The 15,843-nt window shown below is 49.6% G+C and carries 13 protein-coding genes; 12 read left to right on the top strand and 1 reads right to left on the bottom strand.

Annotated elements, in window-relative coordinates; all coding sequences use genetic code 11:
• Window positions 1-41: 41 nt before the first annotated feature.
• Entirely contained in the window at window positions 42-293 is a 252-nt protein-coding gene (locus ACTOY7_RS04905) for a hypothetical protein (protein WP_160281389.1), read from the bottom strand.
• A 373-nt stretch (window positions 294-666) separates the two neighbouring features.
• Here ACTOY7_RS04905 and ACTOY7_RS04910 point away from each other — a divergent pair, with 373 nt between their 5' ends.
• The 12 genes from ACTOY7_RS04910 (at window position 667) to ACTOY7_RS04965 (ending at window position 15,699) form a co-directional block, all read left to right on the top strand.
• Window positions 667-1,743, top strand: coding sequence for a zinc-binding dehydrogenase (locus tag ACTOY7_RS04910; protein WP_160281390.1), 1,077 nt, complete (start codon window positions 667-669; stop codon window positions 1,741-1,743).
• 102 nt (window positions 1,744-1,845) lie between these two features.
• Window positions 1,846-2,541, top strand: coding sequence for a beta/alpha barrel domain-containing protein (locus tag ACTOY7_RS04915; RefSeq protein WP_160281391.1), 696 nt, complete (start codon window positions 1,846-1,848; stop codon window positions 2,539-2,541).
• Window positions 2,542-2,655: 114 nt separating this feature from the next.
• Entirely contained in the window at window positions 2,656-4,038 is a 1,383-nt protein-coding gene (locus tag ACTOY7_RS04920; protein WP_004075148.1) for an MFS transporter, read from the top strand.
• 110 nt (window positions 4,039-4,148) lie between these two features.
• Entirely contained in the window at window positions 4,149-5,198 is a 1,050-nt protein-coding gene (locus ACTOY7_RS04925; RefSeq protein ID WP_004075151.1) for an NAD(P)-dependent alcohol dehydrogenase, read from the top strand.
• A gap of 168 nt (window positions 5,199-5,366) precedes the next feature.
• Window positions 5,367-6,203, top strand: a complete 837-nt coding sequence (locus ACTOY7_RS04930; RefSeq protein ID WP_004075153.1) for a class II fructose-bisphosphate aldolase — start codon at window positions 5,367-5,369, stop codon at window positions 6,201-6,203.
• 2 nt (window positions 6,204-6,205) lie between these two features.
• The gene (locus ACTOY7_RS04935; RefSeq protein WP_394683531.1) at window positions 6,206-7,168 is read left to right on the top strand and encodes a carbohydrate kinase family protein; all 963 of its coding nucleotides are present in this window, start codon (window positions 6,206-6,208) and stop codon (window positions 7,166-7,168) included.
• Window positions 7,169-7,191: 23 nt separating this feature from the next.
• Window positions 7,192-8,175: an NADH-dependent methylglyoxal reductase gene (gene ydjG / locus ACTOY7_RS04940; RefSeq protein ID WP_482670930.1), complete on the top strand. Its 984-nt coding sequence runs from the start codon at window positions 7,192-7,194 to the stop codon at window positions 8,173-8,175.
• A 167-nt stretch (window positions 8,176-8,342) separates the two neighbouring features.
• Window positions 8,343-9,200 (top strand): DeoR/GlpR family DNA-binding transcription regulator, encoded by an 858-nt coding sequence (locus ACTOY7_RS04945; RefSeq protein ID WP_160281394.1) that lies wholly within the window; start codon window positions 8,343-8,345, stop codon window positions 9,198-9,200.
• Between the two features lie 553 nt (window positions 9,201-9,753).
• A complete protein-coding gene (locus ACTOY7_RS04950) occupies window positions 9,754-11,100 on the top strand; it encodes a dicarboxylate/amino acid:cation symporter (RefSeq protein ID WP_482670931.1) in 1,347 nt (448 codons plus the stop codon).
• An 82-nt stretch (window positions 11,101-11,182) separates the two neighbouring features.
• A complete protein-coding gene (eno, locus tag ACTOY7_RS04955; RefSeq protein WP_160281396.1) occupies window positions 11,183-12,460 on the top strand; it encodes a phosphopyruvate hydratase in 1,278 nt (425 codons plus the stop codon).
• Between the two features lie 481 nt (window positions 12,461-12,941).
• Entirely contained in the window at window positions 12,942-14,714 is a 1,773-nt protein-coding gene (locus ACTOY7_RS04960; protein ID WP_482672482.1) for a hypothetical protein, read from the top strand.
• A gap of 37 nt (window positions 14,715-14,751) precedes the next feature.
• Window positions 14,752-15,699, top strand: coding sequence for a helix-turn-helix domain-containing protein (locus tag ACTOY7_RS04965; protein ID WP_300884202.1), 948 nt, complete (start codon window positions 14,752-14,754; stop codon window positions 15,697-15,699).
• Window positions 15,700-15,843 lie beyond the last annotated feature (144 nt).

A 15,843-nucleotide genomic window follows, 5' to 3' on the forward strand; every position in this document is an offset into this window, starting at 1 on the left:
TATTGCGGGTATACAGCTATTTCCCATATGTCCGTTCTGTTTTACTTTAATAGCCATTGATATTTCCTGCACTGCTGTAAGAGTATATCATAGACTCTATGCCTGATATCCTCCGGATATATCTGCTCCTGATTCAGCAAGTCCTGGATTTCTTTTTCACCGAAGGAGAAAAAGAGGGCTTCCCCATACAATTTTTCGGCAGTATCCAATTGCTCTTCAAAAGAACTGCAAAATGTCTTTGCGGCCGCATGGGGAATCAGTTCGATGATATCCTGCCCCAAAGGATAATCCATGGCTGTATCGGCCAGCAGAGACGCTCCCTGGTCGAAAAACGGGCAATAATCATATCCGAACGGCTGGGAGATTTCCCCGTCGTTTTTTTATTCTTATCCAAAACTGTCAAAAATTTTGAAACACAGAAAATATGTGAAAAATAAACAAAAATAGATCTTGAAAGTAAAGAATACACGATTAAACACAGAAAAGAAATTGTAATATATGCTGAAAATCTTTGAAACGCAGAAAACAAATTGACAAAAACAAAGATTAGGAGTACTATATAGGTACATCAAGTAACAACGTTTCCGGCCGGAAAACGGAAGATGCGAGAAGCAAATAAAAAGCGAAAGTGGAACTTATTTTTTCAGGAAAGAAAAGGAGAAGAACATGAAAGCATTAGCAAGATTTGGAAAAGAATTTGGAGGCTATCGGATGATCGACGTACCGGAACCAACATGCGGCCCCGAGGACATTATCATTGAGATCAAGGCGGCAGCGATCTGCGGAGCCGATATGAAGCACTACAAGGTGGACAATGGCTCTGACGAATTCAATTCCATCCGCGGCCATGAATTTGCCGGAGAGATCGTAAAGGTAGGCGAGCTGGTGAAGGACTGGAAGGTAGGACAACGTGTCGTATCGGACAACAGTGCTCATGTATGCGGTGTCTGCCCGGCCTGCGAACAGGGAGATTTCCTCTGCTGCGAGAACAAGGTAAACCTTGGACTGGACAACAACACATGGGGCGGCGGTTTTTCCAAATACTGCAAGGTTCCAGGCGAGATCCTGAGAATCCACAAGCACGCAATCTGGGAAATCCCGGAAAATGTAAAATACGAGGAAGCCGCAGTGCTTGACCCGATCTGCAACTCCTACAAGGCAATCGCACAGCAGGCGCATCTCCTTCCGGGACAGGACGTAGTCGTATTTGGAACAGGCCCCTTAGGACTCTTCGCAGTACAGGTGGCAAGGATCATGGGCGCTGTGAACATCGTGATGGTCGGTCTGGAAGAAGACACAAAGGTTCGTTTCGGTGTGGCTAAGGAACTGGGCGCTACCCATGTAGTAAACGGCTCCAAGGAAGATGTGGTAAAGAGATGTACCGAGATCTGCGGAAGAGACAATCTTGGCCTGGTTGTAGAGTGCTCCGGCGCAAACATCGCCCTGAAGCAGGCCATTGAGATGCTCCGTCCGAACGGAGAAGTGGTCCGCGTAGGTATGGGCTTCAAGCCGCTGGAATTTTCCATCAACGACATTACTTCCTGGAACAAGAGCATCATCGGACATATGGCATATGATTCCACTTCCTGGAGAAACGCGATCCGCCTTCTGGAAGCCGGCCAGATCAAGGTACAGCCGATGATCACACACAGGCTCGGGCTGTCAGAGTGGGAAAAAGGATTTGAACTGATGGCAAATAAAGAAGCGATCAAGGTCATCTTCCACTATGATTTTGAAGACTGATCCCTGAGAACCGATATACATAGACATGGCCGCAGGTAAGCCGGTATTTGGCTCCCTCCTCTCAAATACTTTATCTGCGGCCGCCAAAAGAGGAATACAAAAATGGAAAAAAAGCTATTGCTGGCGCCATCCATGGGATGCTGCGACCTGTACGATTTTGAGAACCAGGTACGGTTCATTGATGAACATGCGGATTTTCTCCACATTGACATCAAGGACGGCAATTATGTAAAAACCTTCGGCGTAGGCCCGGACTTCATGACAGTCCTGAAAAAGGTCGTGAAAACGCCTATGGATGCACATCTGATGATCCGGCATCCCCAGGAATACATCGAAGCCTGTGCCGAGGCCGGCGCGGAGTATATCACACCTCATACGGACTGCATCGAGAGCGATGCCTTTGTCACACTGAACAAGATCATTTCCCTTGGATGTAAGGCAGGCATCGCCATGAATCCGGCTGCGTCCCTGGAAGGGATACGCCATTACCTGCCGCTGCTGTCCAAAGTAACGATCATGATCGTGGACGCTGGTTATGCAGGACAAAAAGTGATCACTCAGATGTACGACAAGATCCGTACCCTGGTGCAGTGGAGAGAAGAAATGGGACTGGATTTCCTGATTGAAGCGGACGGCTCCATGAATGCAGGCGTATACCGCCCCCTGTATGAGGCCGGGGCAGACGTGGTCGTGTTAGGCCCGCCGGCGCTGTGGAACAAGGACAAGGATATCCGGAAAGCGTGGGAAATCATGGAAAAGGAAGTGGAAGCGGAGCTTTCCTCCTGTACCAGATCCTGAAAAATAGAGTGCTTACGCGGAAGCTTGGGAAGCAGGCTTCGGGTATGCAGGCTGTAAAAATACCATCTGAGAATACAGTTATAAAAAGGATGAGAAAGAAAGGAAAAAAGAATTATGGCATCTAAAACAAATTCAAAGAGCGTGAATATCGGTGCAAGACTTGACCGACTTCCAAATTCAGGCTGGCATATAAAAATGTGGCTGGTATCCGCTTTTGCGCTTCTGGTATGCTGGTCAAACGGAATCGGCGGCGCGGTACAGAATATCCTTCTGAATGAGCTTCACTGGCTGGAGGAAGGCAGCGCGCTTCTGGCAATGTGGGGAACGACTTATACAGCGGGACAGTTGTTCGGCGCGCTGGTAGGCGGGCCCATCGGCGACAAGATCGGCCGGAAAAAAAGTATCTTATTATATGAGATTATACATATCATCGCCATGATCGGCGGCGCGGTCTCACCGAATGTCACCGTACTGTATGTATTCAGGCTTGTACAGGGCTTCGGGCTGGGCGCGCTTCTGGTCGTACTGTTCGCGGGATTTACAGAATATGTTCCGGGCCGGAACCGCGGGGTATGGTCCAGCCGGAACTCCTTCATCGGCAACTGGGCACACCCGGTCTGCAACGGAATCGCATTTGTGATCGCGTTGACCGGAATCAGCTATAACATGAACTGGAGAGTTCAGTATATGATCCCGTCCATCCTTTCCATCGTCGCATCCGTCCTGATCGCGAAGAAATTCCCGGAATCTCCGAGATGGCTGGAAGCACAGGGAAGACTTGACGAAGCAGACGAGATCATGACAAGGATTGAAAAAGAGATCGAAGCCTCCACAGGCAAACCGCTCCCGGCGGTAACAGAAGCTCCGAAGGAAGTAAAGCAGCTTCCATACTCCGCACTGTTCCGCGGAAAGCTGTTAAAGAGAACGATCGTCGGCTCCCTGGTACTGATCGGTATGAATACGATCCAGTATACATTGATGAACTGGATGCCTTCCCTGCTGAGATCACTGGGATATGATACCTCACAGTCACAGTTCATGACCATGTTCGGACTGTTCGGCGCACCCTTCGGAATCTTCATTGCATCCCTGATCATGGATAAGATCCCGCGCCGTGTCATGGGCGTGATCCTGCTGGCAGGCATGGCGGTGCTGGGAATCATTACAGGTCAGCAGACAGAGATGACCCCGCTGATCGTTTCCACCTTCTGCCTGAATACGATCATTTACATGTATGTATGCTATGCGTCCGCAGTGTATGTTCCGGAGATGTGGCCTACATCGGCAAAGCTTTCCGGTTCCGGATTCTGTAACGCGATGGGCCGTGTCAGCAATATCTTCTTCCCGTTCCTTGTAACATCTGTTGCAAGCTCCATGGGAAGCGGCGGAGTGTTCGTCCTGATCACCATCGTAGCTGTGATTATTGCGGTATGCGTATTCATCTTCGGTGTTGAGACAAGAGGAGAGTCCGTTGAGGATATCGGAAACGTGGAATAAAAAAGTGCGTTTCGCAGTCACATAAAAATCAACAGTCAGATGTGTCAGGAACAGATTGTGAGGAGATGACATTGACTGCGAATATCAAAAATAGAAAGGAAGTATCGGATATGAAAAATACAGAGGCAATCCTGGTTGTTCCCGGAACAATGGAAATCAAAGACGCACCCGTGCCGGTGCCGAAGGACGATGAGATCATGCTGAAAGTGGAGTACGTAGGAATCTGCGGCTCCGATGTCCACGGATTTGAGTCAGGCCCCTTCATTCCGCCGAAAGACCCAAACCAGAAGATCGGTCTAGGCCATGAATGTGCGGGAACCGTCGTACAGGTAGGCAGCAAGGTGACAAAGTTCAAACCGGGCGACCGTGTCAATATTGAGCCCGGCGTACCCTGCGGAAAATGCAAATATTGTCTGGAAGGGCATTACAACATCTGCCCGGACGTAGACTTTATGGCAACCCAGCCAAACTATAGAGGCGCGTTGACAAACTATCTGTGCCACCCGGAGAACTTTACCTATAAGCTTCCGGAAAACATGAGCACTATGGAGGGCGCTCTGGTAGAGCCGGCTGCGGTCGGAATGCATGCGGCGATGGAAGGCGGCGCGAGACTGGGCAAGAAGATCGTTATCCTGGGCGCAGGCTGCATCGGCCTGATGACCTTGCAGGGCTGCAAGAGCCTTGGCGCTACGGACATCGTAGTGGTGGACGTGATGCCCAAGCGACTGGAGATGGCAAAGGAGCTTGGCGCTTCCTCGGTCATCAACGGAATGGAAGAGGATACCATCAACAGATGTAAAGAGCTGGTTGGAGAACTGGGCGCGGATATCGTATTTGAGACCGCAGGTTCCCAGATCACTGCAAAACAGGCTCCGCAGATTGTCGCAAGGGGCGGCAGGATCATGATCGTAGGAACGATTCCGGGCGAAGTGCCGATTGATTTCTTAAAGATCAACCGTGAAGTGACGATTCAGACTGTATTCCGCTACGCAAACAACTATCCGATGACCATCGACGCCATCGCATCCGGAAAATTCGATGTGAAATCTATGGTAACACACGTTTATGATTACCAGGACGTGCAGAAGGCATTTGAAGAATCCGTACACTGCAAGAAGGACATCATCAAAGGTGTTATTAAGATTGAAGATGCAGAATGACCGGACGTGCTGTAAAAACACAGAAGTAAAATACAGGTTTGACATTTTATAGGAAGGATCATTTTCAAAGCCGGGAAAATGATTGAAAAGAAACGTATCAGGGGTTTTGCTCACGGCATGCCCCTGATACGGCAGACATAAAGTCAGATAAGATCAGGAGGAATAAGAATGTTAGCAGATATCAGATATTGGGAAAAGAAAGCAACAGAAGGAAGATATGCCATCCCGCACTTCAACGTGTGGAACGCGGAGATGCTCATGGGAGTGATGGACGCGGCGGAAGAGACCAAAGCGCCGGTGATCATTTCCTTCGGAACCGGATTTGTAGGAAATACTTCTTTCGAAGATTTCTGCCATATGATGGTTTCCATGGCAAAGAAGGCAGCTGTACCGGTCATCACACATTGGGATCACGGTCGCAGCATGGAGATCGTGCAGAATGCGTACAACCATGGGATGAACTCCGTGATGAGAGATGCTTCCGCATTCGAATTAGAAGAGAACATCCGCCTTACAAAAGAAGTGGTAGATTATTTCCATCCATTGGGAATCCCGGTAGAGGCAGAGCTTGGCCATGTAGGAAATGAAACCGTTTACGAGGAAGCGCTGGCAAGCTATCAGTACACAGATCCGTCTCAGGCAGCGGAGTTCGTAGAGCGTACAGGCTGTGATTCTCTGGCAGTTGCGATCGGAAACCAGCACGGTGTCTACACATCCGAGCCGAAGCTGAACTTCGAAGTGGTAGAGAAGGTCAGAGACGCCGTGACCGTACCGCTGGTACTTCACGGAGCATCCGGAATCGGTGATGAGGATATTAAGAAGGCAATCTCTCTTGGAATTGCTAAGATCAACATCCATACAGAGCTTTGCCAGGCGGCAATGACCGCAGTTGCGGCAAATGTGGACAAGCCGTTCCTGGAACTGGAAAGAGCCGTAAGGGCAGCAGTAAAGCAGCGTGCGATTGAAAAGATCGTTTTATTCGGAGATGACGGAAAGGCGGAATAATTGTGGAGAAAAAATTAGACGCAATCTGTGTCGGCGCTGCGATCGTGGATATTCCTCTGCAGCCTGTCAACCGGGATATGTTTGAAATTGAGTCCTTTCCTCTGCAGCAGATTTCCATGACCATCGGCGGGGACGCCATCAACGAGGCAACGATCATGTCCCGGCTGGGCCATAAGATCGGGCTGATGAGTATGGTCGGCAGGGATGCAGTAGGCAATTTTATCATCGAACACTGTGAAAAGAACGGGATTGACTATTCAGGCATCCGGGTGAGGGAAGGTATCGATACTTCCATCAACGTGGGACTTGTTACTGCGGACGGGGAGCGGACCTTCGTTACCAACCGCAACGGAAGTCTCTGGAAAATGACCATCGACGATGTGGATCTGTCCAGGCTCAAAGAGGCAAGGCTTTTATCCCTGGCGAGCATTTTCAACAATCCGCTTCTGGACTGCCCGGCGCTGGTGAAGATATTTAAAGAAGCAAAGGCGCAGGATATGATCATCTGTGCGGATATGATCAAGGCAAGACTGGGTGAGACTCTGGACGATATCGAAGAGGCGCTTGGATATGTAGACTATTTCTTCCCCAATTACGACGAAGCCTGCCTCATGACAGAGGAAACGGAGCTGGAGAAGATTGCCGACAGGTTCCTGGATTGCGGGATACAGCATGTGGTGATCAAGACCGGAAAGAAAGGCTGCTATATCAAGAGTCAGGATGGGAGCGTACTGGAGGTTCCGGCTATGAAGGGCATCATTGCGATCGATACCATCGGTGCGGGCGACAACTTCGCATCGGGCTTCATCACCGCGATCCTGGAAGGAAAGTCTTTGAAGGAATGTGCGGAATTTGCAAATGTGACCGCCTCCATCAGTGTACAGAGTATCGGGGCGACCACAGGAGTGCAGAAGAGAGAGCAGGTTGACGAGAGAATGAAAGAGTACTATGCACAACAGTCGTGAAAAAAGAAAGGAAAATATAGATTATGAAAAAGATGAAACTTGGCAGCACAGGTACGGATATCTCAAGAATGGGCCTTGGTACATGGTCCATCGGCGGCGGCCCGGCATGGGGCGGCGACCATGATCTGAAGGTGGTTGTGGATCTGATCCGGGAATGCCCGAAGTTAGGCGTCAATCTGATCGATACCGCGCCTGGATACAACTTTGGAAACAGCGAGAAGATCGTAGGAAAAGCGCTGGAAGGGATGAAACGCGAGGATGTTGTGATCATCACGAAGTGCGGGATCATCTGGAACGACAGGAAGGGAAGCCTGTTCAACAAAGTAGGAGACACACAGCTTTACAAAAACCTTTCCAGGGAGTCCATCCTGGAAGAGATCGACCAGAGCCTGGAGCGTCTCGGCACAGACTACATTGATGTATATATGACTCACTGGCAGGCAGTGGAGCCGTATTTCACACCGATCTCAGAGACCATGGAGGTACTCAACGAGCTGAAAGCACAGGGTAAGATCCGGGCCATCGGCGCTGCCAATGTAGATGTAAACCATATCAAAGAATACTTAAAGTATGGCTCGCTGGATATCGTACAGGCAAAATACAGCATTCTGGACCGTGCAATTGAAGAAGACCTGCTTCCGGTCTGCAAGGAAAACAATGTTACGATCCAGGCGTACTCTCCGCTGGAAATGGGACTCTTAAGCGGCGCGCTTCCGAGAGATTACAAGCCGGTAGGGGCACAGATCCCGAAGAAATGGTTCCAGCCGGACAACATGCAGAAGGCAATGGATATGGTGGATCAGTGGAAACCGCTCTGCGAGAAATACGACTGCGCCATCGCAAACCTGGCGCTTGCATGGATTCTTGCGCAGGGAGAATTTATCAATCTGCTCAGCGGATCTACGACAACAGAGCAGATTGCGGAAAACATCAAATCCGCGGAGCTCGAATTAGAGCCGGAAGATGTTGCATACATGCGCAAGCTGGCAGAGGATATTGATAAATAAATGTTGAGATACTTACGGTCTGGCCTTCTGGCCAGGCCGATTTTAAAAAGCGGGCCGTTGTGTTGGATACACAGGCAAACAGGCGGCGCACCGCTTCTTGTCTGTCTTTCAAAGACGAAAAAATGCACATTTTCGAGCAGGGGATGTGAATTTTGAAGGAGGTAAAAATGCTTTCAAAGGAAAAAAACCTTGCAAATACTAAAGAGGCTGGTATATTATTAGATAGAGAGGCCTTGGGTATTGAGGACGAGGAAAGGGAAGAAAGCATGTCGAGTAAAGAAAGGCTGATGGTGATCAGACAGAGTATCCAGAATATGAAGAAGGTATCGGTCGCGGAGCTGAGCAAGCAGTGCGCCGTGACTGAGGAGACGATACGGCGGGATCTGGATAAGCTGGAGCTGGAAGGAGTTGTGACCAGGATTCACGGCGGCGCGATCTGGAACGCGGATGTTCAGAAGGAAAATGTGCATTTTTATAAGCGTTTGACAAAGCATCTGAAGGAAAAGCAGAACATTGCGCGCAAGACCGCCGCATTGCTGGAAGGCAAGAATACGATCATTGCAGACTCCAGTACAACTGTCGTGGAAGCGCTGAAGCTGATACCGGATAACCGTGATGTGACGATCGTGACCAATTCCACGGAGGTATTCCGGGAATTTCAGCAGTCTTCTTTTAATATTATTTCGACAGGCGGAGAATTTAATAAAAAATCTTTGTCGCTGCAGGGGCAGCTGGCAAAAACAAATATAACCAAGTATAACGTGAGCATCGCTCTGATCAGCTGCAAGAGCCTGAACATTGAAAAGGGTGTCCTGGACTCCAATGAGAGCGAGGCGGAGATCAAAAAGCTGATGCTGGAGCAGGCGGAGGAGGTTGCGCTCCTCGCCGACCATTCCAAATTCGACCAGACCGCGTTTGTGTGCCTGACAGATCTGGAAAGTGTGAATTATATCATCACGGACAGACGTCCGGGCGACACATGGATCCGATACTGCGAAGAAAACGGAATCCGGTTGATCTACTGATAGATGGAATCGCTCCTGAACGGGGCCGCTGTAAACAGAGTATTCTGTGAGCAGCGGCCCCTTTTTTCTTTTTCATTTTTAAATCACACACCCGCTCTTTCTGTTTCGAAGTGAAATCTGTAATTGATTTTTGTTTGTCTTTACAAAATACTTTAAAACAAAGATATAAATAGTAAAACAAAAAAATATTACATAAAAATCTGCGTATAAAATTAGATAAAACAACCAAAAATCTTTGAAATAAAGAAAACGGATTGACAATTATCAAATGATAATGTAAAATGAAATACATAAAATTAGTGCGTTATTTACAATAAAGAGCTAAAAATAAGTGTTGAAAGGGGGAAAGAGCACAAAATATTCGAATCCCAAATTATTTGAGTTTACAAGAAGGGTTCTGTATGCGATTGGGTGCAGAAACAAAAAAACAAAGAAAATCAGCAATTGAGAAGGGGAAGGCAGATGGGAAGCAATGTTCCGGCCTTCCGATGATGAGACGCCGAAACAAATGTGAGGGGCACAGCCTTAAGAAAACCAGGAGGATAGAAACACTATGGAAAATAAAAAGAAAGAAACATCAATCGTAAAGAAGATGATACTTGCAGTGGCAGGCGGTTTTATTGCCGGATTTCTGTGCCTGCTCTTGAGAGAAGTATTGAATGGGAGCGGCAATGACGGTGTCTGGAAGGTGATCGACGCGATCCTGTTCCAGGACATCACCGCAACTCAGGGAATTGAAGGCCTGGGACTCTTTTTCATCATCGGACAGCTGTTCATGCGGGGGCTGCAGATGGCGATCGTGCCGCTGGTCATCACATCCCTGACCCTTGCTTTGTGCAGTCTTGCGAATCCGGAGAAGCTGGGGCGGATCGCGGGAAAGACATTTATTACATATCTCTGCTTTTATGTGGTTGCCGCGACGCTTGCGGGAGCTGCGGCATATTTTGTAAAATCCATGGGATGGTTTGATGTCAACCTGCCCAGCGAGATGGCTACGGAGGCGGTTACCATGGACGGCTACAATCCTCTTGTAACCGTTGTAAATGCGGTGCCCTCCAATATCGTTTCCGCATGCTCCACCAACAACACGATACTTTCGGTTGTCGTGATCGCGATCATCCTGGGATTATGCATGACCGCAATGGGAGCAAAGGCAGATCCGCTGAAAAAGGTGATTGAAAATCTGAATGACGTGGTACAGATGTTTTTGAACTTTCTTATTAACAAGATCGCGCCGGTGGCAATCTTCTGCATGATCACAAGGACTCTGGCCGTATACGGAGTGGAATATATCGGATCGACCCTGGTATGGATCGTGACGACGATTGTGGTAAGCCTTGCGCTGGTGGCTACGATCTATCCGATCGGTATCTTCCTTACTACACGGCTGAACCCGATTCCGTTTTTAAAAAAGTCCTTCAAGATCGGATTGTTTGCGGCGGCGACCAACTCATCCGCAGCGACACTTCCGCTGAATACCAGGACATGTACGGAAGAGCTTGGCTGCTCGGAGGAGATCAGCAGCTTCGTCCTGCCGACCGGTATGACCATTAACATGAACGGAACGACAGCCATGCACATGATTGCGGTCAGCTTTATCGCTACGGCCGCGGGGATTAATGTGACGCCAGCCACCCTGGCGACAGCTGCCTTCCTGTCCATCTGTACGGCGGTAGGAACCCCGGCTATCCCGGTAGCGGGAACGACCATGGTGTATGTAGTCATGTCCGGTCTGGGAATGAACTCAGAGCTGTGTATGATCGGATATTCCCTTGTGCTTGCGATGAATTATCTGCCCGGTATGGCCGTGATCACCCTGAACGTGATCGGAGACGCGGCGACCAATGTGATCGTAAACTTTAAAGAGGGTGTGCTGAATAAAGACATCTACAACAAATAGAAAACGCATAATTAATTTCTTTGCATTTTCTTCTCACATTTGGCACATAATACTTCTCATGAAGGTGAGGAGGAATCAGAATATGTATCAATATTTACCAATACGTGATGTTTACGCCAGAGAAATTCTGGATTCGCGGGGGAATCCGACGATTGAGGTGGAAGTACTTGCGGGAGAAAGCGTGGTAGGACGCGCGTCGGTCCCGTCCGGTGCTTCCACGGGAAAATACGAAGCAGTGGAGCTGCGGGACAAAGAAGCGCGCTACGGCGGCAAGGGTGTCCAGCGTGCCGTGGAGCATGTCAACGACCAGCTTGCGGGCGCGGTGATCGGGATCAATGTATTTGACCAGACGGAGATCGACCGGACGTTGATCAAGACAGACGGCAGCACAAACAAATCGAATCTGGGGGCAAATGCTCTTCTCGGCGTATCTCTGGCAGCAGCCCACGCGGCAGCAAGAGCGCTGCGCATTCCTTTATACAAATACCTGGGCGGTGTCAATGCGAAAAAACTTCCTGTACCTATGATGAATATTTTAAACGGAGGCGCTCATGCGGACAATACACTGGATATCCAGGAATTTATGATCATGCCCGTGGGCGCGGAAAATTTTAAGGAGGGCCTGCGGATGTGCGCGGAGATCTACCAGTCTCTGAAATCCCTTCTGAAGGATAAAGGATTGAGCACCGCAGTCGGCGACGAGGGCGGCTTCGCGCCGGATCTGCCGGATACCAGAGCCGCACTGAACTGTCTGAGGGAAGCGGTGGAAAAAGCCGGATACCGGATGGGAAGAGATCAGGACATTGCGATTGCGATGGATGTGGCATCCTCCGAATTATATAACCGGGATTATAAAAAATACGAATTCCCAGGAGAAAGCCGGATGCGCGGGCAGAAGGTGGTGCGCTCGGCGGAGGAGCTGATAGACTATTATGCGGAGCTGACGAGAGAATTTCCCATCTGTTCCATTGAAGACCCGCTGGATGAAGAGGACTGGGAAGGCTGGGAAAAGCTGACAGCACGCCTGGGAAAGGAAATCCAGCTAGTGGGTGACGACCTGTTTGTGACCAATGTGGAACGGCTGAAAAAAGGGATTGAAAAAAAGGCAGCAAATGCCATCCTGGTAAAGGTGAACCAGATCGGGACGCTGACCGAAGCAATCGAGGCCATCCAGCTTGCGCAAAAATCCGGCTATAACGCGATCGTGTCCCACCGCTCCGGTGAGACCGAGGATACCACCATTGCAGATATCGCGGTGGCATTCAATACCGGACAGATCAAGACCGGGGCGCCCTGCCGGACAGAGCGGGTGGCCAAGTATAACCGGCTGCTGCGGATCGAAGAGCAGATTGAGAAGTAAGGAACTGAAAAAAGAAGCCATGCATACAATCGGCCGGGAATCAGTTCTGTAGATACAAATATAGATGAGAGCTGTCGGAAAATGACTGTATATCTGCTGTCTATTGCCGGGATTTACAAAATCTCGCAGCAATAGGCGGCGGGCAAACAGCGTGTTTCGACAGTTCTTTTTTACATGTGGAAATTGTTGTTACATGTCACACCCCGACCAATCACCACGCTGATTGGTCGGGAGGATGCACATAAAAGCTGCTATTCAGGCCGTCCATTGCCGTAGGCAATTTTAAATGACGGCCTGAGTTACAGGGCACGCCTGGTCAAGGTGTGACCTGTAACAAATTGTTTTCTATTACGCTGTTACGGCGATCTTATAATTGAAAGCCCGCAGATCATATGATAAAATGGATTCTATGAGAATACATGGCAGATAAAAATCACATGACATTGGTACTGCGCCATGTGATACAAAAGGAGCTAAAGAGATGAACCTTACGGAATTTATGAAGAAAGTGGATCAGATATCCGGGAGTATGCCGGCAGAGAATATTTCCGCATTCCTGCACGATTATGCGCGCGGTATCCCGGAGTACAAAAGGGATGAATTTCTCGAACGGCTGTCCTTTTTCAAAGGGGAGAATGTGAATCCGGATTATGCAGAGAAGCAGGATAACCTGAACAAAGAGCAATTAAAGCAGGAAGTGAAAAAGATCCGGAAGCAGCTGGAGATGATCGACAGCGGTGAGCTGATGCTGATCGAAGTGCTGAATGAACAGTACAATGAATGGTATGACAGCTCCGATGAAGAATATTTTTATAAGGATCCGGACTATATTGGGGAGGCGATCCAGAAAGCCTGCGGCCTTTTGCATGCCTGTGTGGACAGCGAGCTGTATGAGGAGGGGTATGGGTTGGCGGACCTTCTGCTGCTGATGCATGTAGAAGTGAACGGAGAGTTCGGCGGGGAAGACTTCAGGCTGCGGGATCTGGAATATCACAGCATCATTACGCTGGATTATGAAAAATTTGTCTTAGAAGCGCTGCTGGCCGCCTACTGGGGAAACGCGCCGGAGGAGAGGCCCAACGAGCTCTATTGGATGCTGGTCAATGCCGCTTCGAGGGAAGTGACTCTGGAAAAGCTGATGCAGCAGAGCAAAAAGGAGCTGGACCAGTTCCAGGAATTTTTGAAATTATGGATTGACTATCTGGGACAGAGGGGGGACCGGGTGGCAGAGCGGTTCCTGGAGGAAGCGGTTTCCCTGGCGGATGATCCGGGAGCGCTGCTGTGCGCAGCCAGAAAATATACGGATCTGCATCCGGGCTTATACGTGCAGGCTCTGGAAAAATATAAAGCGGCCGGACAGCCGGAGGAAGGGCTGACGATCGGAAAAGAGGCTTTGGAGCGGATCCGGCCCTGCTATCAGATCCGGAGCAGAGCGGCGCTTTTGACAGCAGAAGCCGCCCTGACGCAAAATGACCGGGAGAGTGCGGAGCAATGCTGGCTTGAGGCATTTCGTTCGGACAGCAGCATCGAAAATTATCTGCGGCTGGTCCTGGAATGCGAGGAGGCCGATCGTTACAGGAACGAGGCGGAACAGATCTATACAAAGCTGCTTTCCAACCCGGCAAAAATAAAGGACGGGCAGTACCAGTCCGGGGAGAGAAAGGAGAACCGGCCGGAACGAAGGACCTGCGGTTCCCTGCTGTTTTTTGACGGGAAATTCCGGCAGGTGATCGAAACATGTATGGATGATAAATATGCGCTGGGATGGACGGGGACATTCATGAAGGAAGGCATGGCGCTGTTCTTCCTGTACCTCTATGACGGAGAGGAGCTGCCGGAGGGCTGCAGGGAAATGCTCCGCAAATATGTTTCATCCGTGGAATTCAGGGCGGAAGCATATCTGAATGGCACAGGACGCGGCACAAAAGAGGACGATCAGACATTTTTCTGGGAGCGCTTCCGGAAATGGCGGACGAATATCCATGCTTCGGAGGAGGAGATTGAAGCCATCCTGGAGCGGCTGGAAAAATGGACCCAGATGCGGGTGGAAGGGATCATGGAGAAGAGTCACAGGAACTATTACGGCGAATGCGCGGCTTTTGCGGCCGCATTGGGGGAAGTCCGGGAGTCCAGGGGCGAGCTGTGGGCAAAGGCAAAGGTCATGGAAGAATATCGGAGCCAATATTCCAGACGGACCGCATTTCACCAGGAGCTTCGGGCATACGGGATGGCAGATACCAGAAAAAGCAGATGAAGTTCTGCTGCGGATGAAAAAAGGAAAGGGATATCCTATGAGCAAAAGGAAAAAACCCAAAATGGAGTTTCGGTACTATAAGATGCCGGAAGGGAGCCCGATTCTGGCCTTGCTGGGCGAGAAGTGGCTGCAGTCCTATGGCCGGGATGTAGATTTTCTACATTTTCATAATTTTCTGGAGATTGGGTACTGCTACGGCGGGCAGGGAGATATGGTGCTTGGGGAGCAGAACCTGAGATTTAAGGCCAGCCAGTTTACCGTGATACCGAAGAATTATCCCCATACGACCAACAGTGACCCGGGCACGTTCAGCCAGTGGGAGTATCTGTTTGTGGATGTGGAAGGTTTCCTGCGGGAACACAATGGGGGGGGCACCCCCATGAGAACAGAACGTATGATCCAGAAGATCAATTCCCGTGCCTTTCTTGTAAACGTAAAAGAATTTCCTGGGATTGCAAAGCTGATTCGACAGCTCCTGGAGATTATGCGGGAGACAAAGGAGTACTATCTGGAAGAGGCAAAAGGGATCCTGACTGCGCTTCTGATCAACATTGCCCGGGAAAACCATATCGAAGAACCGGAATATGAGGAAAATGAGGAATTGGAGGGGAATGTGACAATTCCCATCTCGCGTGCCCTGGATTACATCACCCTCCACTATATGGAGCCGCTTAAGATAGGAGAGCTGGCGGACTGGAGCCATATGAGCGAGACGCATTTCCGGAGGATTTTTTCTGCGTATATGAAAATGAGTCCTCTGGAATATATCAATCTGGTACGTGTGCGGACGGCCTGCGAGTATTTGAAAAAAACAGACGTTCCGGTATCCGATATCGCGCATAAATGCGGTTTTAACACCCTGTCCACGTTTAACCGGAATTTTAAGCAGATCATGGGCTACGCGCCCTATGAATGGCGGAAGCGCCCGGAAAATTTCGAGCAGCAGCTTTTGAAGTTCCAGATTCATTCGGAGGCTGGCTGGTAAAGCTGACAGATCAGTCTGTATCGGAGGAGATTGCGGAATATGAAAAAAATAGAAAAGGGGCCGTCGGGTTAGTTCCCGGCAGCCCCTTTTTCAGGACTCCTGATTTATAGTTGTCTTAAAGCAGCGTTTTCCGGAAGAAAGGAC

The organism is Schaedlerella sp. (assembly GCF_056796775.1).